At 36.0% G+C, this 22379-nt stretch carries 21 protein-coding genes; 11 read left to right on the top strand and 10 right to left on the bottom strand.

The window, feature by feature from the left end:
- The first annotated feature begins 35 nt into the window (after positions 1–35).
- From LQV47_RS03125 to LQV47_RS03110, 4 genes are all read left to right on the top strand, one after another.
- Positions 36–425 (top strand): DUF4293 family protein, encoded by a 390-nt coding sequence (locus LQV47_RS03125; protein ID WP_230033755.1) that lies wholly within the window; start codon positions 36–38, stop codon positions 423–425.
- A 178-nt stretch (positions 426–603) separates the two neighbouring features.
- Positions 604–1527: a M28 family peptidase gene (locus tag LQV47_RS03120; protein ID WP_230033753.1), complete on the top strand. Its 924-nt coding sequence runs from the start codon at positions 604–606 to the stop codon at positions 1525–1527.
- A 232-nt stretch (positions 1528–1759) separates the two neighbouring features.
- The gene (locus LQV47_RS03115; RefSeq protein ID WP_230033751.1) at positions 1760–3598 is read left to right on the top strand and encodes an ABC transporter ATP-binding protein; all 1839 of its coding nucleotides are present in this window, start codon (positions 1760–1762) and stop codon (positions 3596–3598) included.
- A gap of 19 nt (positions 3599–3617) precedes the next feature.
- Positions 3618–3965, top strand: a complete 348-nt coding sequence (locus LQV47_RS03110; protein WP_230033749.1) for a DUF1801 domain-containing protein — start codon at positions 3618–3620, stop codon at positions 3963–3965.
- A gap of 158 nt (positions 3966–4123) precedes the next feature.
- Here LQV47_RS03110 and LQV47_RS03105 read toward each other — a convergent pair whose 3' ends face one another.
- From LQV47_RS03105 to rsfS, 5 genes are all read right to left on the bottom strand, one after another.
- Entirely contained in the window at positions 4124–4777 is a 654-nt protein-coding gene (locus tag LQV47_RS03105) for a phosphatidylserine decarboxylase family protein (RefSeq protein ID WP_230033747.1), read from the bottom strand.
- Positions 4778–4781: 4 nt separating this feature from the next.
- Positions 4782–5654, bottom strand: a complete 873-nt coding sequence (locus LQV47_RS03100) for a phosphatidate cytidylyltransferase (protein WP_230033745.1) — start codon at positions 5652–5654, stop codon at positions 4782–4784.
- 24 nt (positions 5655–5678) lie between these two features.
- Positions 5679–6260, bottom strand: coding sequence for an LUD domain-containing protein (locus LQV47_RS03095; protein WP_209800513.1), 582 nt, complete (start codon positions 6258–6260; stop codon positions 5679–5681).
- 134 nt (positions 6261–6394) lie between these two features.
- Positions 6395–8416 carry an ATP-dependent zinc metalloprotease FtsH gene (gene ftsH / locus LQV47_RS03090; protein WP_230033743.1) on the bottom strand — a complete coding sequence of 674 codons (2022 nt, stop codon included), beginning with the start codon at positions 8414–8416 and terminating at the stop codon, positions 6395–6397.
- A 17-nt stretch (positions 8417–8433) separates the two neighbouring features.
- Entirely contained in the window at positions 8434–8802 is a 369-nt protein-coding gene (rsfS, locus tag LQV47_RS03085; protein WP_230033733.1) for a ribosome silencing factor, read from the bottom strand.
- Between the two features lie 87 nt (positions 8803–8889).
- On the opposite strand from rsfS, the gene LQV47_RS03080 reads away from it, so the two are divergent.
- Entirely contained in the window at positions 8890–9603 is a 714-nt protein-coding gene (locus LQV47_RS03080; RefSeq protein ID WP_230033724.1) for a biotin--[acetyl-CoA-carboxylase] ligase, read from the top strand.
- On the opposite strand, the gene LQV47_RS03075 is transcribed toward LQV47_RS03080, so the two are convergent.
- The 4 genes from LQV47_RS03075 to LQV47_RS03060 all read right to left on the bottom strand — a co-directional run bounded on the left by LQV47_RS03075 (position 9604) and on the right by LQV47_RS03060 (position 13089).
- Positions 9604–10716 (bottom strand): LptF/LptG family permease, encoded by a 1113-nt coding sequence (locus LQV47_RS03075; protein WP_230033722.1) that lies wholly within the window; start codon positions 10714–10716, stop codon positions 9604–9606.
- A gap of 6 nt (positions 10717–10722) precedes the next feature.
- Complete coding sequence (gene tgt, locus LQV47_RS03070; RefSeq protein ID WP_230033720.1) at positions 10723–11853, bottom strand: tRNA guanosine(34) transglycosylase Tgt; 1131 nt, start codon at positions 11851–11853, stop codon at positions 10723–10725.
- A 67-nt stretch (positions 11854–11920) separates the two neighbouring features.
- Entirely contained in the window at positions 11921–12376 is a 456-nt protein-coding gene (locus LQV47_RS03065; protein ID WP_230033710.1) for a DUF4296 domain-containing protein, read from the bottom strand.
- Positions 12373–13089, bottom strand: coding sequence for a polyprenol monophosphomannose synthase (locus LQV47_RS03060; protein ID WP_230033708.1), 717 nt, complete (start codon positions 13087–13089; stop codon positions 12373–12375). The genes LQV47_RS03065 and LQV47_RS03060 overlap by 4 nt, the downstream gene beginning before the upstream one ends.
- A 224-nt stretch (positions 13090–13313) precedes the next feature.
- On the opposite strand from LQV47_RS03060, the gene LQV47_RS03055 reads away from it, so the two are divergent.
- The 5 genes from LQV47_RS03055 (at position 13314) to LQV47_RS03035 (ending at position 20050) form a co-directional block, all read left to right on the top strand.
- Positions 13314–13982: a DUF4271 domain-containing protein gene (locus LQV47_RS03055; protein WP_257190331.1), complete on the top strand. Its 669-nt coding sequence runs from the start codon at positions 13314–13316 to the stop codon at positions 13980–13982.
- Positions 13983–13994: 12 nt separating this feature from the next.
- Positions 13995–14735, top strand: coding sequence for a uroporphyrinogen-III synthase (locus LQV47_RS03050; RefSeq protein ID WP_047485086.1), 741 nt, complete (start codon positions 13995–13997; stop codon positions 14733–14735).
- Positions 14736–14905: 170 nt separating this feature from the next.
- The gene (locus LQV47_RS03045) at positions 14906–17251 is read left to right on the top strand and encodes a T9SS type A sorting domain-containing protein (RefSeq protein ID WP_230033706.1); all 2346 of its coding nucleotides are present in this window, start codon (positions 14906–14908) and stop codon (positions 17249–17251) included.
- A 158-nt stretch (positions 17252–17409) separates the two neighbouring features.
- Entirely contained in the window at positions 17410–19455 is a 2046-nt protein-coding gene (locus LQV47_RS03040) for a S9 family peptidase (RefSeq protein WP_230033704.1), read from the top strand.
- A 256-nt stretch (positions 19456–19711) separates the two neighbouring features.
- Positions 19712–20050, top strand: a complete 339-nt coding sequence (locus LQV47_RS03035) for a hypothetical protein (protein ID WP_047484784.1) — start codon at positions 19712–19714, stop codon at positions 20048–20050.
- A 106-nt stretch (positions 20051–20156) separates the two neighbouring features.
- Here the strand turns inward: LQV47_RS03035 and LQV47_RS03030 are convergent, their stop codons facing one another.
- Complete coding sequence (locus LQV47_RS03030) at positions 20157–20642, bottom strand: SRPBCC domain-containing protein (protein WP_230033703.1); 486 nt, start codon at positions 20640–20642, stop codon at positions 20157–20159.
- Between the two features lie 200 nt (positions 20643–20842).
- Here LQV47_RS03030 and LQV47_RS03025 point away from each other — a divergent pair, with 200 nt between their 5' ends.
- Entirely contained in the window at positions 20843–22378 is a 1536-nt protein-coding gene (locus LQV47_RS03025; protein ID WP_230033695.1) for a HAMP domain-containing sensor histidine kinase, read from the top strand.
- The last annotated feature ends 1 nt before the right edge of the window (position 22379 follow it).

The following is a 22379-nucleotide window of genomic DNA, read 5'->3' as shown; positions in this document are numbered from 1 at the left end:
AATTTATGTTATTTTTGCCAAGAATTTAATATTCAATGCTACAGAGAATACAAACCATATGGACGTTACTGGCAGTTTTATCTGCTGTTTTTCTTTTCATTACAGGACAGGATGTTGTTATTTTGAACAATATTCCGGTGCTTACTATAGGGTGTATCCTGCTGGTTTTAGCCGGAGCATTAAGTATTTTCAGTTTTAAAAACAGAAAAAGACAAATTTTGCTGAATTCTGTCAGCATCATTATAAACGTTTTGTTGATTGGTGTATTGGCGTACTGGCTGCTAAGCTTATCCGGAGGAATTCAATTTCCTGAGAAGGGTATTGAGCCGATTTTCCCATTAATCGCGGTGATCTGTTTGCTTATTGCAAATGTATACATCCGTAAAGATGAGAGGCTCGTGAAATCTGTAGACAGACTTCGGTAACCTTACAACGATTTTTTGAGTGAGAACAGCTTCTTTTTAGGAGCTGTTTTTTTTTATCAGAACCAGGTTCTGCCTCTTATAAAACAATTTCTACAAATTAATTATCTTTATTGATGTAATCTCATGCAACATTTCACTTAAATGCACGACAGATCATAATAATATTAATAAAAAAATAATGAAAAAGCTAACCTACCTCGCTCTATCAGTGTTCTCTATATGTACTTTTGCACAGGACGTTTCACAGGAAAGAGTGAAAACCATCCTTTCTACCCTTGCGTCAGACGAAATGAAAGGACGTGAAATAGGAACTCCTGAAAATGAAAATGCAGCCAACTATATTGCCGCACTTTTCAAAGAGAATAATCTTGAATACTGCACAGGAAACTCTTACCTGATTCCTTTTCAATACAAAGGCCAAAAAGCATACAATGTATGTGGGGTTAAAAAAGGAACATCAGATCAGTATTTAGGGTTTTCCGGACACTTTGACCATATTGGAACCAGCAATAAAAGTGGCGATAATATTTATAACGGCGCTGATGATGATGCCAGTGGAATTACAACTTTGGTAGGTATTGCCGATTATTTTAAAAATAAAAAACCTCAGTTTTCAATGGTTTTCATGGCCTTTAACGGAGAAGAAAAAGGAATGCTCGGTTCCACAGCAATTTCTGAAGATAAAAATCTGGATAAGATCTATCATAAAATGACCGCTCTTTTCAATTTTGAAATGGTAGCCACCGAATCTCAATGGGGGAAAAATGCATTATATATGACCGGCGACGGCTTCTCAGACTTAGATGAACTTTTCAATAAAAATGCCGTAAATGGATTGGCAATAAAACCAGACCCCTATGCAGAAGAACAGCTTTTTTACCGTTCAGATAATGTGAGCTTTGTAAAAAAGAAAATTATTGCCCATTCATTTTCAACGGTTGACATGACTAAAGCATCACACTATCATCATGAAAATGATGATATTAACATTGTTGATTTTAATAATATGACACAGATCATCAATAACTTCGGAAAAACATTAGACCAGTTAAATCCTAAGAATTTCACTCCGAAATATAATGACCAGGTTAAATTTAACTAATCTTTAACAGCAATAAAACCGCCGTAATGGCGGTTTATTTTTTATCATACCGTCATTTCATTTCAATACTTCCATAGTATTATCCCCCTTATTTTGCTTCAAAAATAAAAGAGAACATTTCCCTGGTGTAACAAAAAGGTATTTTTTGAAACATATAAGATAAAGTAAAATAGGATTAAGAACGTCTTATCTTTTAATTTTACGTAATTTTGCTATCCAATTTTTTCATTGAATGAACCAATATATTAAAATACTGAAGTTCGCAAGACCTCACCAAAAATACATCTACGGAAGTTTATTTTTCAACCTTATGTACTCTGTTTTTCAGATTGCTTCCCTGGGAACTATCTTACCTGTTTTGGGGATGCTTTTCGGAACCATTGAGGCTAAAAAATACAGCAAAGCACCTGTTTATTCAGGAGAAATTTTAGATTTTTTCTCTTACGCAAAAGAATATGCCAATTATTATGTTCAGAGTTTAGTAACAGAGCATGGTGCACTTAACGTTTTGGCTTGGCTTTGTGTGATAACGGCTTTTATGTTTTTACTGAGAAACCTTTTCAGATATTTAGGTTCATTTTTATTGATCAATTATCGCGTAGGCGTTACTAAAGACCTTCGTGGAGCAATGTACAGAAAGATTCTTTCTTTGCCTGTTTCCTTTTTTACAGAAAGCAGAAAGGGAGATCTGATGTCTCGTATGTCAAATGATGTGGGTGAAGTTGAAGGTAATATTTTGGGAAGTTTAGTTGAATTAATCAATGCACCTTTTATGCTGATAAGCACACTGGTTACTCTTTTCTTTTTAAGTACAGAAATGACTCTTTTTTCACTTCTAGTATTACCTGTAATGGGGACGATGATTGCTTTAATAGGAAAAAGCCTGAAAAAAGACTCTCATCAAGCTCAAAATGAAATGGGAAATATTTTCTCGATTGTAGACGAAACATTAAAGTCTACAAAGGTGATTAAGATTTTCAGTGCAGAAAAAATAATGGACAATCGTTTTATGCAGTCAATGCAGAAATGGATTAACAGCTCTATAAGCTTAGGAAGAAAAAAAGAATTGGCATCTCCAATGAGCGAATTTTTAGGTTCGGTTACTTTCTTAATTATCGCTTGGTACGGTGGAAAACAAATCATTGTAGAACAAAGTATTTCACCTGCAGATTTCTTGGTTTTCCTCGGTATTTTCTTCCAGATTTTACCTCCTGTGAAAAGTTTGTCTCAGTCAATTTCGAATGTGCAGAAGGGAGAAGCTTCTCTTGAAAGAGTTCTAGCAATTCTTGATGCTGATGTGAAAATTGACGAAATAGCAAATCCTGTTTCTATATCAACATTAAATAATTCAATCGAGTTTAATAATATTGGCTTTTTCTACGATAAAGATCATACGATTCTTAAAAACTTCTCACTTTCTATCCCAAAAGGAAAAACGGTCGCTCTGGTTGGGCAAAGTGGAAGCGGCAAAACAACAATTGCCAATCTTTTAGCAAGATTCTACGATGTTTCTGAAGGAGAAATCATGATTGACGGAACCAATATTAAAAATTTAAAATTACAGGAATATCGCAAGCTTTTAGGCATGGTAACGCAGGAATCTGTATTATTCAATGATTCCGTTTACAATAATATCCTGATGGGTAAGCCTGATGCTACAAAAGAAGAAGTGATTGCCGCAGCAAAAATTGCCAATGCAGACGCATTTATCACAAGACTTCCTGAAGGATATGATTCAAATATCGGAGATGATGGCGGTAAGCTTTCCGGAGGTCAGAAACAAAGGGTCTCTATTGCAAGGGCTGTTCTGAAAAACCCACCGATCATGATCCTGGATGAAGCCACTTCTGCCCTGGATACGGAATCTGAAAGATTCGTACAGGATGCCCTGGAAAAAATGATGGAAAACAGAACTTCCCTTATTATTGCCCACCGGCTTTCAACGATCCAAAAAGCAGACTGGATTGTAGTTATGGAAAAAGGTGATATCGTAGAACAGGGAACCCACCATGAACTTATTGCCAGAAAAGGAATGTACAATAAGCTTGTGGAGCTTCAAAATTTCGACTAAATATTTTAAGTAATTTAAAATGAACCCTATACAAGAGTACTTCTACAGAATCGAAGAGCCTGAAAGAAGTACTCTTTTATTTTTGCGTGAAAAAATATTAGCATCGGATACGGAAAACATTACTGAGACTTTCAGCTTTGGGCTTCCTTTTATCAAATACAAAAAGAAGATGCTGTGCTATTTCTACTACAGCAAGAAATATAAAAAACACTATATCAGTTTTTATCATGGGGATAAACTGGATTATCCCGAACTTACTCAGGATGGCAGAAAGAAGTTTAAAATCCTTTTAATTGATGTGGAAGAGGACTTACCCCTGGAATTTATACTGAGCCTGCTTAATGAGATTAAACAACATATCAGATAGCAGATAAGAAAGATTACAAAACGCTTGATATAAAAAGAAAGACGGAAAGCTATCCCGTTTTTATGACATTTGTAAACCCCTTCGTGGTATTTGTGTTTAAAAATAAAAAAGACCGTTCTCTTCTGAACGGTCTTCATTTATATGATGTATTGTAAATCTTAATGTTTTAGTTTGGCGATTACATCCAAGCCTCCTGTTGTTATATCTCCGATCTTACAAGTAATCTCAGTATCCAACGGCAGGAATACATCCATTCTGGAACCGAATTTAATAAATCCGAACTCGTGTCCTGCTTTCGCCTGATCTCCTTCATTACAGTAGAAAACAATCCTTCTTGCAACATATCCTGCAATCTGTCTGAAGACTACTTTATGATGCGTCAGCGTTTCCACAGCAACGGTAGTTCTTTCATTTTCTGTAGAAGACTTTTCATGCCATGCTACCAGATATTTTCCTGGGTGGTACTTTTTGTAGATCACTTTCCCTGTCACCGGATATCTGCAGATGTGAACATTAAGAGGAGACATGAAAATAGAAACCTGGATCGCTTTTCCATTCAGGAATTCGCTTTCTTCCACTTCTTTAATCATTACTACTTTTCCGTCCACCGGAGCTATTACATTTTCTTTATGATCAAGGATACTTCGGTCCGGAACTCTGAAAAACCAGAATATAAGACAGTAAATAACCAATAAAGGCATAATGATCACTAATGACCAGATTTTAAGAAAGTAAATCGCTAACACGCCCAATACAATAAAAAGCAGGGTTGCTACGGTAATCGTTCCTTTTGATTCTCTATGTAATTTCATGAGACTAAATAAATTTTTCTAAAATAAAGTACAAATATACGACAGGAACACAGATTATGAAACTATCCAGCCTATCTAATACTCCTCCATGCCCGGGAATGATGTTTCCACTGTCTTTCACCCCGAAATTTCTTTTCAATTGGCTTTCTACCAAATCACCTAGAGGAGCGAAAGCAGCTACCAGAAATCCTACTATCATCCAATTCCCTCTAAGTTCCGGCTGATATTGTTCTATGAAGTATGATAAAACCAATGTTAAAACTACGCCTCCAGCATAACCTTCCCAGGTTTTCTTAGGAGAAATTTTAGGAGCCATCTTATGTTTTCCAAAGAATTTCCCTACCAGATAAGCAAAGGTATCACTACTCCAGATCAGGACAAACAAAAAAAGCACCTCCAGAGAAAACGTATCGTTATAGCTGGAGAACTTAGGCAGTCCCAATGCAAAACTAAACGGCAAAGCCACGTAAATGACCGTAAAAATCAGTTTTCCGCTATCGTAGTATAATTCGTTAGGATATTTAAATAGGGTGACTACAGCAATCCCAATTAAAGCAAGGGCCAGTATTTCACTCAACCTGAAATCAAAAAAGAAATCATGACTGAAATACCGCTTGGAAAAAATATAAAATATAAAAATGACCAGTGGAAATACCACCCATTTCTCATATCCTTTTCCAAACTTCATAACTTTAATACATTCCCATGATCCTACCACCAATAAAAGACTCATCAGCCCATGGTAAAGGTATTGCTGTTTAATAAGTCCCGGGGAAATATTGTTGATCAATTGTGCTCCAATCGGAGTGGTACAAAGAATGATTATAGCTACATAAGCAATACCTGAGATCGTTCTTTGAATAAGGTTTTTGTCCAAAATTTAAAATTTAGAATTGCGTGCTTAGTCTTCAAGCAGTAATAGAAACAGTTTAGGACTGGAGGAAGAAGAACCGTCTAATTTTGACTGCCCTCCACTAATGGAAGTAAGGTTCTTGATATTTCCGTTCCTTTTTATTTTTCCCATTGCATCATTAAGGTTGTTCACAATCTGTGAAACATTGGCAATGATAATAATCTTATCAGGCAACCTTGAAGAATGGTAGTGAAGGATATTATTGTGTGAAAGCATGATTCTTCCGTCATAGGCAATCAGATATTCACAAGTGATAAATGCAGCGTTGTTGGATGGCTGTAGCTCTGATGTATAAGAAGACCTCACAACGTTCAAAAAGTTCTGAAGTTCTTTATCCCAACAGAACAGGCTATCAATACCTTCTATCTTGATAATTTGATTTAAAGTTTGTAGAGCCTCCGCTTCATCTGCACAATAATTAAAAAATCCCCCCGAATGCGTAAATAATTGCGCAAACTTATAGTCGAGATCCGCATTTTTCAGCGAGTCCCCAAGCTTCTCCAGACTCTGTTTGTCCTCTTCTTCAGGCTGGTTGGTAAGTTTGCTTACAATTCTCTTGAATAAATTCAACTTAATCTATTTTTAGTCAACTTTATACAAAAATAGAAAATTAATTACAATAGATTCCAAAATATCTCCTTAAATATGAAAAAACCTGACAATTTTAAAATTGTCAGGTTGTATTTATCTTATTTTTAAGATTTTTAAAGTTGTGTTGGACTTTCCGGAGCCTGTATTTCGCTCTCTTCTTCCTTCTCTTTTATTGGAGGAATATCCAAAGTTGCTTGCTGATCTTTTTCAGGAATTGTATTGGTCACAGGTTTCTCTGTCAGTTCAGGATCCCAAGCTCTTTTTCCAAATATGTCTTCCAGATCTTCACGGAAAATAACTTCTTTTTCTAAAAGCTTATTGGCTAAAGCATCAAGCTTATCTTTATTTTCTGTAAGAATTCTTACGGCTCTTTCATACTGATTTTCGATAATCATTTTGATTTCAGCATCAATTTTCGTAGCCGTATCTTCAGAATAAGGTTTTCCAAAAGAATATTCAGACTGCCCTGAACTGTCATAGTAAGAAATATTACCAATATTAGGGCTTAATCCGTAAACTGTAACCATTGCCTGAGCTCTTTTCGTCACTGTTTCCAAATCTGAAAGTGCTCCGGTAGAAATATTGTTAAAGATGACTTGCTCTGCCGCTCTACCTCCTAATGTAGCACACATCTCATCCAGCATCTGTTCCGTAGTGGTAAGCTGTCTTTCTTCCGGAAGATACCATGCTGCCCCTAAAGAACGTCCTCTTGGGACAATCGTTACTTTTAAAAGTGGAGAGGCATGTTCTACCAGCCATGAGATGGTAGCATGACCCGCTTCATGATAAGCCACTCTTTTCTTTTCAGAAGGCTTAATGGCCATATTTTTCTTTTCAAGACCTCCGATGATTCTGTCTACAGCATCAAGGAAATCCTGTTTTGTAACAGAGGTATGGTTGTATCTTGCTGCAATAAGAGCTGCTTCATTACAAACATTGGCAATATCCGCCCCACTGAATCCAGGAGTTTGTTTTGCCAGGAAGTCTCTGTCTACATTATCATCCAGCTTGATTTTTTTCAAATGAACATCAAAGATCTCTCTTCTCTCATGCAATTCAGGAAGGTCTACATAGATAGAACGGTCGAAACGTCCGGCTCTCATCAAAGCTTTATCAAGGATATCTGCTCTGTTGGTCGCTGCCATTACAATAACATTCACATCTGTTCCGAAACCATCCATTTCTGTAAGAAGCTGGTTCAGGGTATTTTCTCTTTCATCATTACCTCCTGAGAAATTATTTTTTCCTCTGGCACGTCCGATGGCATCAATCTCATCGATAAAGATAATCGCCGGAGATTTTGCCTTTGCCTGGGCAAAAAGATCTCTTACTCTTGAAGCACCTACTCCCACAAACATCTCTACGAAATCAGAACCTGAAAGCGAGAAGAACGGAACTTTAGCTTCACCGGCAACAGCTTTTGCCAATAATGTTTTACCGGTTCCCGGAGGGCCTACCAAAAGAACACCTTTGGGGATTTTACCTCCCAGTTTGGTATATTTTTCAGAGTTCTTCAAGAAGTCTACAACCTCCTGAACTTCTTCCTTAGCTCCTTCCAATCCTGCAACATCTTTAAATGTTACCTGAATTCTTTCTTTTTCGTCAAACAGTTTAGCTTTAGATTTTCCGATAGAGAAAATTTGTCCGCCAGGGCCTCCGCCACCTCCCATCTTTCTGAAAAGAAGGAAGTAAAATAATCCTAAGATCGCAATCCAGATCAACGCAGACACTAAGATATCCATGAACGGGTTTTTACCTGCTCCATAATCTTTTGTCGTCTTAATAGCCGGGTTTGTTGCTTTAACCTGATCAAATTTCTGAAGGAAAAGCTGGAGATCTCCATATTTAACAGAAAAATCTGCTTTGGGAGCCATTTCCAACGCCGAAAGTGGGTTACTTTCATTGGCAAATTTAGTTACCGTTGCTGCTTTTGCTGCTTTTGTAAGAAAAACGTCTGCTTTCTCTGTGTCTTTGTATATAATTACATTCTGGACTTTCCCCGCCTGCATTTCTCTAAAGAAACCATCTTCATCAATAGATTTTGCACTATCTCCTCCTAAAAAATTGGAGCCGAAAAATAGCAAAAGAGCTATGATTGCAATAGGAAAGAACCAGTTGAATCCTTTATTATTCATTTATACTTTTTAAAATTTTAAAATTCATTTTCTATTTTGGTAATGACTGCGTCACCCCAAAGTTCTTCTATGTCATAGTACTCGCGTACATCTTTTTGAAATATATGAACTACCACTGAAACATAATCTACAAGTATCCACATTGCATTTTCCGTACCTTCTACGTGCCAAGGTCTATCTTGAAGTTCGTTTCTTACTTTCTTCTCTACACTTCCTGCCAATGCAGATACCTGTGTATTTGAGTTTCCACTACATATTACGAACGTCTCTGCTACGGAGTTTTCAATGTTTGAAAGATCGAAGATCATGATATCTTCTCCTTTTACATCCTGGATAGCTTCAACGATTTTATCTAATAATGCTTGTTTTTCTGCTGTTTTATTCATTAAAAAAATACTATAATCTGCAAATTTATTGTTTTTTCTTTACTTTACCCTTACTTTTACCCCTTTAATGTCTTAAAGTTTTCTTAAATGAGCCAACTATTCTACCTGAAAGAATGTTCTTCTACTAATGACGAAATATCCAAGTTTTTACTTTACGAAAATTCAGATTTTATAGGACTTCATACTTTTAACCAAACGAAAGGCCGCGGTCAGTATGGAAATGTATGGACTCAAACTGCCGGAAAAAACCTGGCTTATACGCTGGCAGTAAAGTCTCAGAGCATCTTGTGCTCTGACTTTATATTCAATTATTATACCGCAATTATTATCAGGGATTTCCTGGCCAAATTGGCTGATCATGACATCAGAATAAAGTGGCCAAATGATATTATCCTTAAAGGTAAAAAAATCGTTGGAATTTTGATTGAAAAGAAAAAAATTAATCAAAATAATTATTTCATTATCGGAGCCGGAATTAATATCCTTCAGGAGAAGTTTGATACAATATCCAATGCAGGATCACTTCTCACGCAAACAGGACATCTATTTGACCTCGAAAATGTAGCGGTAAGCCTTCATGAATATGTATCTGAAAAACTGAAAAATATTCCTTCAGATCAGGAAATTCTGGACCTGTTCAATGCAAATCTGTTCCGGAAAGATGAGATCTCAGTTTTTGAAATTGAAAAAGAACGCCAAAATGGCATTATCCGCAATGCAGACGAAAAAGGTGAACTTTGGATAGAACTAGAAAACGGATTACGCTCTTTTTACCACAAAGAAGTTAAACTCCTTTACTGATTACTGATTGGCTCTTTTGATATATAAATAAAGAGTAAGCGGAAGGAATACCAGGTTCGGAAGCCACATCGCTAAAGCCGGCGGCAGGCTTTTATTCTCAGAAACCACCTTTAAAGCTTCAAATGAAAACACAAAAAGGAATGCTAATGAAATTCCTATCGCCAGGTTAACTCCAAGCCCTCCTCTTTTCTTCTGCGAAGATAATGAAAGTGCTAAAAAAGTCAGAATAATGATAGAAACAGGCATAGAAGTCCTTTGATAGAGCTCATTCAGATAAGAATTCAGGTTACTGTTTCCTCTGGCTTTTTCTCTATCAATAAATTTTAAAAGCTCCGGTGTAGTTTTATTCTGTCCTAAAAGCTCATTAGGGAAAAGCTCTTCCGGGGAATGCCCATAGTTTTTCCTTAGCTCTACTCCATTACCAAGTTTTTCGGTATTGTCTTTATTAATGGTTTTTTCAAGATAATTGTTCAGCACAAACTGCTTCTTAGCAAGATCCCAATATACTTCACTGGCTTTCAGCTCATAAACCATTCTTCTGTCTTTATCATACTTCTGATATATAAAACTGGACCCTCTTTTATCTCTTTTATTCCATGAAGCAACAAAAATATATTCAGTTTTACTAAGCTGTGAAGATGCCGGAGCTGTTCCTAAAATCTTTTCTTTATTGGCAGCATTATAGGTATATGCCTCCAGTTCGTTTTTCTTGATATTAGCCCACGGAAGAACCAAATGATTGACCACCAGAGACATCAAGGCAATCAGAATGGAAGTATAAAGATAAGGTTTTGCAAACCGGTGAAAACTGGCCCCACTGCTTATAATGGCTACAATTTCCGTATTATTGGCCATTCTGGATGTAAAATAAATCACTGTAATAAACACCAGAATAGAGAGAAATGTTACCACAAGATTAATAATCCAGAAAGGATAAAAATGAATCAGGAAGTACACCAGATCCAGCTTAGCATCAATAGCTTTTGCATTTTCTATCCTTGGAATCTTTTGCTGAACATCAATAACGAGTACTACTATAGACAGCAGTATCAGCATGAAACTAAAGGTCCCAAGATATTTTTTGATGATATATCTGTCTATTATTTTAAGCATAGTCTTCTACAGTCTTTGTCTGAGAACCGGAACTACAGAGTTTTTCCACTCATAAAAATCTCCTGCAAGGATGTGCTCTCTCGCTACTTTAACCAAATCAAGATAAAATGCCAGATTATGGATAGAAGCAATCTGTTTTGCTAAATATTCTTTGGATACAAATAAGTGACGAAGATACGCTTTTGAATATTCTCTGTCTACGAAGCTTGTTCCAAACTCGTCTAAAGGAGAAAAGTCCTGTTTCCACTTTTCATTTTTAAGGTTCATTACCCCCTGCCATGTGAAAAGCATTGCATTTCTTGCATTTCTTGTAGGCATTACACAATCCATCATATCAATTCCTAATCCAATAGATTCGAGGATATTCCAGGGAGTTCCCACTCCCATCAGGTATCTTGGTTTTTCTTTTGGAAGAATATCCGTAACTTCATCTGTAATCCGGTACATTTCCTCTTCGGGCTCTCCTACAGAAAGACCTCCAATAGCATTACCTTCTGCTCCGGCTTCTGAAATAACTTCAGCAGAAATTTTTCTTAAATCTGAATAGGTAGATCCCTGTACAATAGGGAAAAGCCTTTGTTTATGCCCATATAATTCAGGATTATCATTGGTCCATTCTATACATCTTTTTAACCAGCGATGGGTAAGCTCCATTGATAATTTGGCTTGATTATACTCACAAGGATAAGGAGTACATTCATCAAAAGCCATAAAAATATCGGCTCCGATCTGTCTTTGGATCTCCATTGATCTTTCCGGTGAGAACATATGATAACTTCCGTCAATATGAGATTTAAATCTCGCTCCCTCTTCCGTCATTTTTCTGTTGCTCGCCAATGAAAATACCTGAAAACCTCCTGAATCTGTAAGAATAGGAAGATCCCAGTTCATGAATTTATGCAGCCCTCCTGCAGCCTGCATTGTTTCCATACCCGGACGAAGATACAGGTGATAGGTATTTCCCAGAATAATCTGGGCCTTAATGTCTTCTTTTAATTCTCTCTGATGAACTGTCTTTACACTCGCTACTGTTCCCACAGGCATAAAAATGGGCGTCTGTATTTTCCCATGATCTGTGGTAATTTCTCCTGCTCTGGCCTTTCCTTCGGAGGTTTTTTCTATATTAAAAAATTTCATTAGTATACTTTTAACTGATCGGGTCAGTAATTCATAATTTTATCAAATAGGGATTCCAATACCATCACTACTTCATGATAGGTGGAATTCCACTATTCTTCTGCTTATCTTTTATATATTTATCTGCTTTCGGATCTTTTTTCAATAAAATCTCCTGAGCATTATTGGCAATATCCTGCATCTCGTCTTTGATCACATAATATTTAAAACTTTCAACAAAATCATTGGGTTTTACCTTATGAGACTTAAGAATGAATCTTGTACCTGCCTCTAAATTACTGTTCTGATACATAAAAGTTGCCTGGTCATTGATCGTAAGATCTACCAGAATCTCAGCCATCAAATCTTTATCGACCAGATTTTTAGGCTTATCGATATAATCGTTGCATGAGAACATGCTTAACAAAACGAAAATAAACATCAGCTTTTTCATCAGCTTATTTTTATATTTTTTAACGATCTGATGGAGCTTCACATGTAAATTTCCCTCTGTATGAGAAGAATTGGTCATGCGTTGCTTCATAATCTGTTGATAATTGATTTCCACTTTAAGTTTAAAACACCAAATACAGCTTCATGAATGATGCCACCGTTCATTTTGCTTTCTCCTAAAATTCTATTGGTAAATATAATAGGAACTTCTACAATTTTAAAGCCTTTTTTATAAGCTCTGAATTTCATCTCTATCTGAAACCCATATCCCTTTAGTTTCACATTCTCCAAGCCTATATCTTCCAATACTTTTCGGGAAAAGCAAACGAAGCCGGCTGTAGTATCATGAATTGAAAGTCCCAGGATAAATCTCACATATTTTGAAGCAAAATAAGAAAGCAACACTCTTCCCATGGGCCAGTTGACTACATTTACCCCTTTGGAATAACGGGATCCAATCGCCATATCTGCATGAAGACAGGCTTCATAAAGCTTAGGCAGGTCATTCGGATTGTGAGAAAAATCGGCATCCATTTCAAAAATGTAATCATATTTATTTTCGATGGCCCATTTAAATCCATGGATATATGCTTTTCCCAAACCGTCCTTTATACGCCTTACAGACAAATGCAGATGATGGGAAAATCTTTTCTGAAGTTCTTTTACCACCTCGGCAGTACCATCCGGAGAAGAGTCATCCACCACTAAAATATGAAAGTCATCTTCCAATGCAAAAACTGCGGAAATAATATTTTCAATATTTTCCTTTTCGTTATAAGTGGGGATAATGACTAGTTTTTTCATTTCAGTTTGCAAAGATAGTTTATTTAACCTTTTTATTTTATACAAAATAATCTATAATTTTGCAAAAAATACTTCTCACAGGTTTAACCGAATTTGATATTCACTAAACCTGAATTATATATAATATTATGGAGGAATATATTTTAGCTACAGATGAAATAATAATAAAAATCTGTGCCAAGCTGTGTTATTTGTGGTTACATAAAAATTAAAAAAAATAAACTTTGCTATCGTCACAAAACTTTATAAATCAAGTAAGAATACCCGAGAATAATGACTGGGTCATCTTCATTCTTGTAGGCTGCATATTTTTATATGTTTTTATGATGAATATCATAGAAAGAGATGCTAGCCTTAAAGATTTTCTGCTTCAAAAGTATTTTGACGCAAGCAATAACCTGCCAAGCTGGATTATTACATCATGTGTAACAACGCTTACGCTGTCTGTTTTAATTTCCCAGTACATTCCGCTGGTGCCTAAATATATTGCAGATGTACAGCTCTTAGGATATCAGCTCAATAAATTTGGGTATACATTACTGGCGGTTCTGTTTTTTTATCTCATAAAATCTGCATTGGGCTTTTTATTTTACCAAAGTATAGGAGATGGAAAAAAATGGTCTATTTTTTATTTTACCTCCACTAAATTTTATTTTATCCTGTCATTTTTATTAATAATTCTTTGTGTAACCCACTATTACTTCCCTATTGACAGAAATAAAATATTTGTTTACTATTTTTTCTTCTTTTCTTTCGTGTTCATTTTCAAGGTCTTTTTCTATTTATTTCACAAGAACAAGATTCTTCCTGAGAAATGGTATTATAAATTTTTGTATATTTGCACCCTCCAAATAGCACCATTATTACTGCTTTGGAAGTTGTTATTTTTTTAATAAATGTCAATGATGAGAATAAAGTCTATATTGGTTTCTCAACCAGCGCCTAGTGAGTCTTCTCCATATTTGGATATAGCGAAGAAGGAAAAAATAAAGATTGATTTCCGCCCTTTCATCCACGTCGAAGGAGTTGACAATAAAGAACTCAGAACTCAGAAGATTGATCTGACGCAATATACCGGGATTATTTTTACCAGTAAGAATGCGATTGATCATTACTTCAGACTTGCAGAGGATCTGCGTTTTGCAGTTCCGGACACGATGAGATACATTTGTCAGTCCGAAGCCATTGCCAACTATCTTCAAAAGCACATTGTGTACAGAAAGAGAAAAATCAGCTTTGGAGAGAAAAATTTTTCAGACCTGCTTCCTCTTTTCAAAAAATTTCCTACTGAAAAATATCTGCTGCCATCTTCAGATGTTTTAAGTCCGGATATTGTAAAAACTCTGGATTCTTCCAATGTAGAATGGACAAGAGCTATTATGTACCGTACGGTATGCAGTGATCTGACAGATATCACCATTAAAGATTATGATATGCTGATCTTCTTCAGCCCACAAGGAATTAAATCTTTACAGCAAAATTTCCCTGACTTCAAACAAGAGGAAACAAAAATCGGTGTTTTTGGAAACACTACTTTAGCAGCAGCCGAAGAAGCGGGCTTAAAGGTAGATCTAATGGCACCCACTAAAGAAACTCCGTCCATGACAATGGCTCTGGAAAAATATGTTAAAGCTTTACATAAATAGCCTTTAATAAGAATTAAAAAAAACCACCTTTTCGATGCCGAAAAGGTGGTTTTTTATTTTAAAAAGTAATTAAACCAAAAAAATATATTACTTAAAATCAAATATTTAATACATTATTCTTTTTCACAATATTGGGATTTTTTATAATTATATTTATTAAAAATTTTATTATGAAAAAAATATTATTCTCTTTATTTTTATTCGCAATTATATTTGTAAATGCCCAAAATGACGACTGCTCAGGAGCATTAGCACTAAATGTGGGGACAGATTTTGCTTCAGGAGCAATTACTTCCAATAATACAGGAGCAACTACTGACGGCTCTTTACCGTCATGTAATTCAGACGCTGTAGAAAACGTTTGGTTTACAGTTGTAGTACCGCAAAGCGGAAATCTTAAGATAGAAACAAAGGAAGCTTCCGGTTCCGGTTTTGATGACACTGTACTTACAGCTTACAGTGGAAGTTGTGGGTCTTTAACAGAAATTGACTGCAACGAGGATGGTGGTGACGATTATTTTTCACTTCTTTCGTTAACCGGGCAAACTCCAGGGGCTACTTTATACATCAGTGTTTGGAAATATCGTGACACTACAGACAGTGGTGATTTTCAGATTTCAGCTTATGATCCTGTTCCACCCGCCAATGACGACTGTACAGGAGCAACCCCTCTAGTTGTTGGAACAGATTTCACTTCCGGAGCAATTACTTCCGATAACACAGGAGCTTCTACTGATCAGTCTTCCCCTTCCTGTAATCCGGACGCTATTGAAAATGTCTGGTTTACTGCGGTTGTTCCGCCAAGTGGAAATATTGCCATAGAAACCAGAGAAACTTTCAACTCTGCATTTTATGACTCAACAATTTCTATTTATAGTGGAGACTGCAATTCACTGACAGAAATTGTCTGTGAAGATTATTTTTCTCCCATTACATTAACCGGACAGACTCCCGGAGCCACATTGTATATAAGTGTATGGAAAGCTGCCGACTATGCAGATAATGGAGCATTCGAAATCTCAGCTTATGATCCTATTCCACCAGCCAATGATGACTGCACAGGAGCAATCGCTCTAACCGTTGGAACAAATTTTGCTTCGGGAGCAATTACTTCCGATAACACAAGAGCTTCCACTGATCAGTCTTCTCCTTCCTGTAATCCGGACGCTATTGAAAATGTCTGGTTTACTGCAGTTGTTCCGCCAAGTGGAAATATTACCATAGAAACCAGAGAAATTTCTAGCTCTGCATTTTATGACTCAACAATTTCTGTTTATAGCGGAGACTGCAATTCACTGGCAGAAATTGTCTGTGAAGATTATTTTTCGCCTATTACATTAACCGGACAAGCTCCCGGAACCACATTGTATATAAGTGTATGGAAAGCTGTCGACTATGCAGATAATGGTGAATTCGAAATCTCAGCTTATGATCCTATTCCACCAGCCAATGATGACTGCACAGGAGCAATCGCTCTAACCGTTGGAACAAATTTTGCTTCAGGAGCAATTACTTCCGATAACACAGGAGCTTCCACTGATCAGTCTTCCCCTTCCTGTAATCCGGATGCTATTGAAAATGTCTGGTTTACTGCAGTTGTTCCGCCAAGTGGAAATATTGCCATAGAAACCAGAGAAACTTTCAACTCTGCATTTTATGACTCAACAATTTCTGTTTATAGCGGAGACTGCAATTCACTGACAGAAATTGCCTGTAAAGATGATTTTGGTTCCATTTCATTAACAAGTCAGACACCGGGAGCTACATTATACATAAGTGTATGGAAATCTAACGACTATGCAGATAATGGAGAATTCGAAATCTCAGCCTATGAATTTATTCCTCCTAGTAATGATAATTGTTCAGGAGCATCACCATTAAACGTGGGAACAGATTTTGCGTCGGGTTCAATTACTTCCAATAACACAGGAGCAACTACTGACGGTTCTTTGCCTACATGCAATTCATATGCTGTAGAAAACGTATGGTTTAAAGTTGTAGTACCACAAAGCGGAAATCTTAAGATAGAAACGAAGGAAGCCTCCGGTTCCGGTTTTGATGACACTGTACTTACAGCTTACAGTGGAAGTTGTGGTTCTTTAACGGAAGTTAGCTGTAACGAGGACGGTGGTGACAACTATTTTTCACTTCTTTCGTTAACGGGGCAAACTCCTGGCACTACTTTATATATCAGTGTCTGGAAATATCGTGACACTACAGACAGTGGGGAATTCCAGATTGCAGCCTATGATGACACGTTATTATCAACCCATGAAGTTTCTGATCAAAAAGAAAAAATAAAAATATTCCCAAATCCATTTACTGACCTGCTCAATATTTCTGATGTATCTCACGTAAAATCTATTCATATAACAGATATTTCAGGAAGATTAACCAAGGTAATTAAGAAACCTTCATCTTCGATATATTTAGGTGATTTAAAACAAGGAATGTATTTAATCACTTTAAATATGGAAGATGGAACTTCAAAAACCATAAAAACCATAAAAAAATAATTTCTTCAACGATATTAATGGTAAAGGCTATCTGATTTTTGATAGCCTTTCTTATATTTGAATAAAAATTAACATTGAATGAAATGTCCGTATAAAGCTCCTTTCAAAATGAAAGGTATCAGGATTTATTTTCTTCAGTAAAAAATCAAAATATTCGGATGAAAGCTCCACAGGCAAAAAAAATAGAAAAAATATTAGAAACTCACGGCGATAAAAGGACCGACAATTACTTTTGGCTTAACGAAAGGGAGAATCCTGAAGTTATCCGGTATATTGAAGAGGAAAATGCTTACGAAGAATTCATCATGAAAGACACTGAAGAACTTCAGGAAGCGCTTTTTGAAGAAATGAAGGCCCGTTACAAAAAAGACGATGAGTCTCTTCCTTATTTCTTTAATGAATACTGGTACATTGTACGCTATGAAGAGGGTAAAGAATATCCTATTTTCTGTAGAAAACATAAGAGCCTGGACAATCAGGAAGAGATTATACTTGACGTCAACATACTTGCCAAAGGTGAAGACTTCTTTGAAGTGGGGAGTGTAGCAGTAAGCCCGGATAATAAGCTGGCTTCTTTTTCTGCGGATAATGTAGGGCGGAGAATTTACACTCTGCAATTTAAAAACCTGGAAACAGGAGAGATCCTTCCGGACAGTATTCCCAATACCACAGGAAAGGCCGTATGGGCCAATGACAACAAGCATGTTTTTTATATCAGGAAAGATCAAAGCCTCCGCGCGTTTCAAGTATACAGACATGAGCTGGGAACTGATTCATCAGAAGATATTTTGATTTTCCATGAAGAAGATGACACTTTTGACGTAAATGTTTTCAAAACAAAATCATTAGAATATATTTTCATTGCAAGCTCAAGCACTATTTCTGATGAACACCGTTTCATTCCTTCTGATAATGTATTTGCAGAATGGACGATCATTCAGCCAAGAATAGATGATCTTGAATATTCTGTAGAGCATTATGAAGATGAATTCTATATCATTACCAATGCTGATGATGCCTTCAATTTCAAAATCGTAAAAACAAAGATCAGCAATTGTGGTATGGAAAACTGGGTTGATGTAATTCCTCACCGTGCTGAAGTTTTATTGGAAGGTTTCGAAATCTTTAAAGACTATCTGGTTCTTGAAGAAAGAGAAAGAGGATTGCTGCAAATCAAAATTATTGATGAAAAAACGCAGGAATCATATTATTTACCTTTCTCAGATCCCACTTACACTACCTATATTGGTGTGAATCTCGAATTTGACACCGAGATTCTGCGTTATGGCTATACTTCACTGACGCAGCCAAGCTCTACCTATGAATATAATATGAAAGAAAAAACAACCAAACTTCTTAAGCAGCAAGAAGTTTTGGGCGGAAATTTCTTCCCTGAAAATTATATTTCCGAAAGAATATGGGCTGATTCAAGAGATGGGGAAACAAAAATTCCAATTTCTCTGGTATATCATAAAGACACCAAAAAATCTGCAGACACACCCCTTCTTCTGTATGGTTATGGAAGTTATGGGCATACCGTAGATGCCAGCTTCTCCAATGTGAGATTGTCAATTCTGGACAGAGGATTTATTTATGCTATTGCCCATATCCGAGGTGGCGAATATCTGGGAAGAGAATGGTATGAAGATGGAAAAATGCTCTTTAAGAAAAATACATTTTTTGACTTTATTGATGCCGGAAAATATTTAATAAAAGAAAATTATACTTCATCCAGACATATGTTTGCAATGGGTGGAAGCGCCGGAGGGCTTTTAGTGGGAGCTGTTGTTAATTATGAACCTCAGTTATTCCATGGAATTGTAGCACAGGTTCCATTTGTGGATGTAGTGACAACTATGCTGGATGATACCATCCCTTTAACAACCGGGGAGTATGATGAATGGGGTAACCCGAATGATAAAGAATATTATCATTACATGAAAGAATATTCTCCTTATGACAATGTGGAAGCAAAAGATTATCCACATATGCTTATTACCACAGGGTTTCATGATTCACAGGTACAGTATTGGGAACCTGCAAAATGGACAGCAAAGCTGAGAGAATTAAAAACAGATGATAATATTTTAGTGTTCAAAACGGATATGAGCTCAGGACATGGAGGAGCAAGTGGAAGATTTGAATCACTGAAGGAAGATGCGCTGGAATATGCATTTCTTTTAAAAATCAATGATAGTTTATAAATGATGGATGGTGTAGATTATAACAAAATTTTCGGCTTTAAATAAACAGTTAGCCATCACCATCATTAAAGGAATTATCAAAACTCTTATAACGAAGTTTTTTTGGGTCATAAAAAAATATTACGATCTAAAAAGAGATAGTAAACAGATATAAAAAACAAAACGGAAGAAATACTAAAAATTATTTCTTCCTAAAGAAAAATGCTAAAGAATTAACTTTATCATTTAGCACTTATAATTTATCATTTATAAAGGTATGAACGAATCCGAATATTGGAAAAAAATAGAACAATTCTTTGAAGACAATTTCCAGACAGAAAAAAATCCACCAATTGAAACGATATTGTTTTTGATTGGGCTTCAGGAACTGGGAAGTGGTCAGCAAAAATATACGAAAGACGATAAACTGAATATCCTTCATATTGCGGTATGCAGATTATTAGAACCTTTTGGGTATTATAAATTTACGCATTACGAAGATGGATGGCCCCATTTTGACAAAGTAGAAGGCCTGCCTGAATTAAGACCTAACGAGCAGTCTCTGCTTATGAAAAAGGCGATTATTCAGTATTTTCAGGATGAAGAATTGCTATAAAGATAAAAGCTTGGATATTTTCCAAGCTTTTTTTACTCACCAGCTTCATAAAGAAAAACACTGATTTTACACAGCCATATTAGATTCTTAACAGCTAAATCTTTAATTATTTTAAAATTTCCTCAAGCTGATTCAGGCCCATTTTAAATCCTTCTTCAAAGCCCATTTCCAATTGTTGTTTCAATGCTTCTGCCGACGGAAAATGAATATTGACAGTCACTTTTGTCCCTTCTTCTACTCCGGTAAAACCGATAAGCCATTTTGACTGCCCGAAATTTTCATTAATATTGCCATTTTCATCACAGAAAGCATCCACTCCATCGAAACTTCTATGTTTCATAATCTCACCATATTTTACCTGCGCATAATGTCTTTCCCCTTCCGGGCCTACCATAGCGTATAACCAAATTCCACCTTCTTTAAAATCCTGCTTTTTTGTTTCACATTTCCATGGCTTGGGCGCCCACCACTGATCCAATAATTCGGATTGAGTAAAATAGTTCCATACTTTTGAAACATCTGCATCGTAAATTTTCATTACATAGACAGCGTTTGAGTCAAAATCTTTGTTGAAAATGATCGTTGATTCCATAATTAATTATTTTTAATAAAGTTACTTCTTTATTTATTTACCGTACTTTTCATATGACAAGGATTATATAATTCATAAATAATTGTTAAAAAACATCCTTTTAAGAAAAAAAACACAATTTTCTGGCTCGTTTTTTGTTTACCTTGTCTTAAAACAATTAATTTTAACATTCATTTTTCCAAAACATATAAAATAAAATAATGAATAATAAATTCATCCCAATAATTTCGGTGTTTATGACGATCTCACTGATTGTCTTCGTTACGCTCCAATTTTATTGGCTGAAACGTTATTACGGCACTCTTGAGCAGGACTTTTCAAACAAAGTTTATTCAGCTCTGGAAAACGTATCCAAGAATATTGAAGAAATTGAAGCTGATAAATACCTGAATAAAGAAAACAGAAAAACAATTCTTGCCAACAGTAGCCAACCTTCTTTGACAACTATTCAACAGGTAGAGGACTCTGGCACCCAGAGACAGATCATCTACTCTAAAAATATTATTTCAAATACCCAGCTTCCGATTTCTAAAAAAGGAGACACCGTAAAGCTGACTACTTTATATACTGACGAGGCAGCCTATAAGATCAAGAGAGATACCACCAACCGGGAACTTCTTACGGCTGATCTTAATACAGATATTGAAAATGGAGACTATGCCATTAAAGAGTTTGTAAAAGTATACGGCAGCAACTTACCGATTGCGAAGAGAGTGGATCCCGTTATTCTGGATTCCGTTATTGCAAAAGAATTGAAAATAAGAGGTATTACAGCAAAATTTGGATATGGAGTTATTGACAAAAACAATAAGCTCACCAGTATTGCCAATAAAACATATAAAGAGAAAAAAGACAGCAATACGTATAACTATCCACTTTTTACAGACAAAAAGAATACCTTATACAGTCTTGCCCTGGTTTTTCCTAAAAAAGAATACTCCCTGGCGATGAATAACTGGCCTATGCTGCTGGGAACTTTTCTATCGTTACTTACGATTCTCGGGATCTATATTATTTCCATCAACTATATGATGAGACAGAAGAAACTGGCTGAAGTAAAGACAGATTTCATCAATAATATGTCTCATGAGTTTAAAACACCTTTAGCAACCATTTCTGTAGCTACAGATTCTTTGGCCAATGATAAAATTGCCACCAATCCCGATAAGGTAAAATATTACTCGGAACTGATCAAACAGGAGAACCTGAGGATGAAAAAGCAGGTAGAAAATGTGCTTAATATGTCTAAGCTTGAAAGAAATGAAGTCAAGCTGTTCCTGAAGGAAACCAATGTAAGGGAACTCATCAAAAGAACTACAGAATCCTTCAATCTTATTGTAGGACAGAGGAATGGATCACTTACCCAGAAGTTTACAGCGACGCATTATACTTTTAAAATAGATGAATTTCACATCTCCAATATGCTGGTTAATCTATTGGATAATGCCAACAAATACTCTCCCGAAGCTCCTGAAATTCATGTAGAAACGAAAAATGAAGGAAACTGGTATATTATTGAAGTTTCTGATAAAGGAATGGGAATGGATACCCAGAACAAAACCAAGATTTTCGAAAAATTCTTTAGGGAAGAAACCGGAAATATACACAACGTAAAAGGGCAGGGATTAGGTCTCTCGTACGTTAAGAAAATTGTAGAGCTGCACAAAGGACAGGTTATTGTAGATTCCAATAAAGGAAATGGAAGCACATTCACCATAAAGCTGCCCATGAGCTAGC

Source organism: Chryseobacterium sp. Bi04 (assembly GCF_918698085.1).
In the GTDB taxonomy this organism is placed as follows: domain Bacteria; phylum Bacteroidota; class Bacteroidia; order Flavobacteriales; family Weeksellaceae; genus Chryseobacterium.
The sequence above is the reverse complement of the archived record's forward strand: the minus strand, read 5'-3'. Positions and strand labels throughout refer to the sequence as shown.

What these genes read in the sequence shown, in the direction of transcription:
- LQV47_RS03045 (WP_230033706.1), top strand. Translation starts at nt 14,906, where the DNA reads ATGAAAAAAATATTATTCTCTTTATTTTTATTCGCAATTATATTTGTA.
- LQV47_RS03120 (WP_230033753.1), top strand. Translation starts at nt 604, where the DNA reads ATGAAAAAGCTAACCTACCTCGCTCTATCAGTGTTCTCTATATGTACT.
- LQV47_RS03035 (WP_047484784.1), top strand. Translation starts at nt 19,712, where the DNA reads ATGAACGAATCCGAATATTGGAAAAAAATAGAACAATTCTTTGAAGAC.
- rsfS (WP_230033733.1), bottom strand. Translation starts at nt 8,802, where the DNA reads ATGAATAAAACAGCAGAAAAACAAGCATTATTAGATAAAATCGTTGAA.
- ftsH (WP_230033743.1), bottom strand. Translation starts at nt 8,416, where the DNA reads ATGAATAATAAAGGATTCAACTGGTTCTTTCCTATTGCAATCATAGCT.
- LQV47_RS03110 (WP_230033749.1), top strand. Translation starts at nt 3,618, where the DNA reads ATGAACCCTATACAAGAGTACTTCTACAGAATCGAAGAGCCTGAAAGA.
- LQV47_RS03050 (WP_047485086.1), top strand. Translation starts at nt 13,995, where the DNA reads ATGAGAATAAAGTCTATATTGGTTTCTCAACCAGCGCCTAGTGAGTCT.
- LQV47_RS03075 (WP_230033722.1), bottom strand. Translation starts at nt 10,716, where the DNA reads ATGCTTAAAATAATAGACAGATATATCATCAAAAAATATCTTGGGACC.
- LQV47_RS03125 (WP_230033755.1), top strand. Translation starts at nt 36, where the DNA reads ATGCTACAGAGAATACAAACCATATGGACGTTACTGGCAGTTTTATCT.
- tgt (WP_230033720.1), bottom strand. Translation starts at nt 11,853, where the DNA reads ATGAAATTTTTTAATATAGAAAAAACCTCCGAAGGAAAGGCCAGAGCA.
- LQV47_RS03115 (WP_230033751.1), top strand. Translation starts at nt 1,760, where the DNA reads ATGAACCAATATATTAAAATACTGAAGTTCGCAAGACCTCACCAAAAA.
- LQV47_RS03080 (WP_230033724.1), top strand. Translation starts at nt 8,890, where the DNA reads ATGAGCCAACTATTCTACCTGAAAGAATGTTCTTCTACTAATGACGAA.
- LQV47_RS03040 (WP_230033704.1), top strand. Translation starts at nt 17,410, where the DNA reads ATGAAAGCTCCACAGGCAAAAAAAATAGAAAAAATATTAGAAACTCAC.
- LQV47_RS03060 (WP_230033708.1), bottom strand. Translation starts at nt 13,089, where the DNA reads ATGAAAAAACTAGTCATTATCCCCACTTATAACGAAAAGGAAAATATT.
- LQV47_RS03065 (WP_230033710.1), bottom strand. Translation starts at nt 12,376, where the DNA reads ATGAAGCAACGCATGACCAATTCTTCTCATACAGAGGGAAATTTACAT.
- LQV47_RS03025 (WP_230033695.1), top strand. Translation starts at nt 20,843, where the DNA reads ATGAATAATAAATTCATCCCAATAATTTCGGTGTTTATGACGATCTCA.
- LQV47_RS03105 (WP_230033747.1), bottom strand. Translation starts at nt 4,777, where the DNA reads ATGAAATTACATAGAGAATCAAAAGGAACGATTACCGTAGCAACCCTG.
- LQV47_RS03030 (WP_230033703.1), bottom strand. Translation starts at nt 20,642, where the DNA reads ATGGAATCAACGATCATTTTCAACAAAGATTTTGACTCAAACGCTGTC.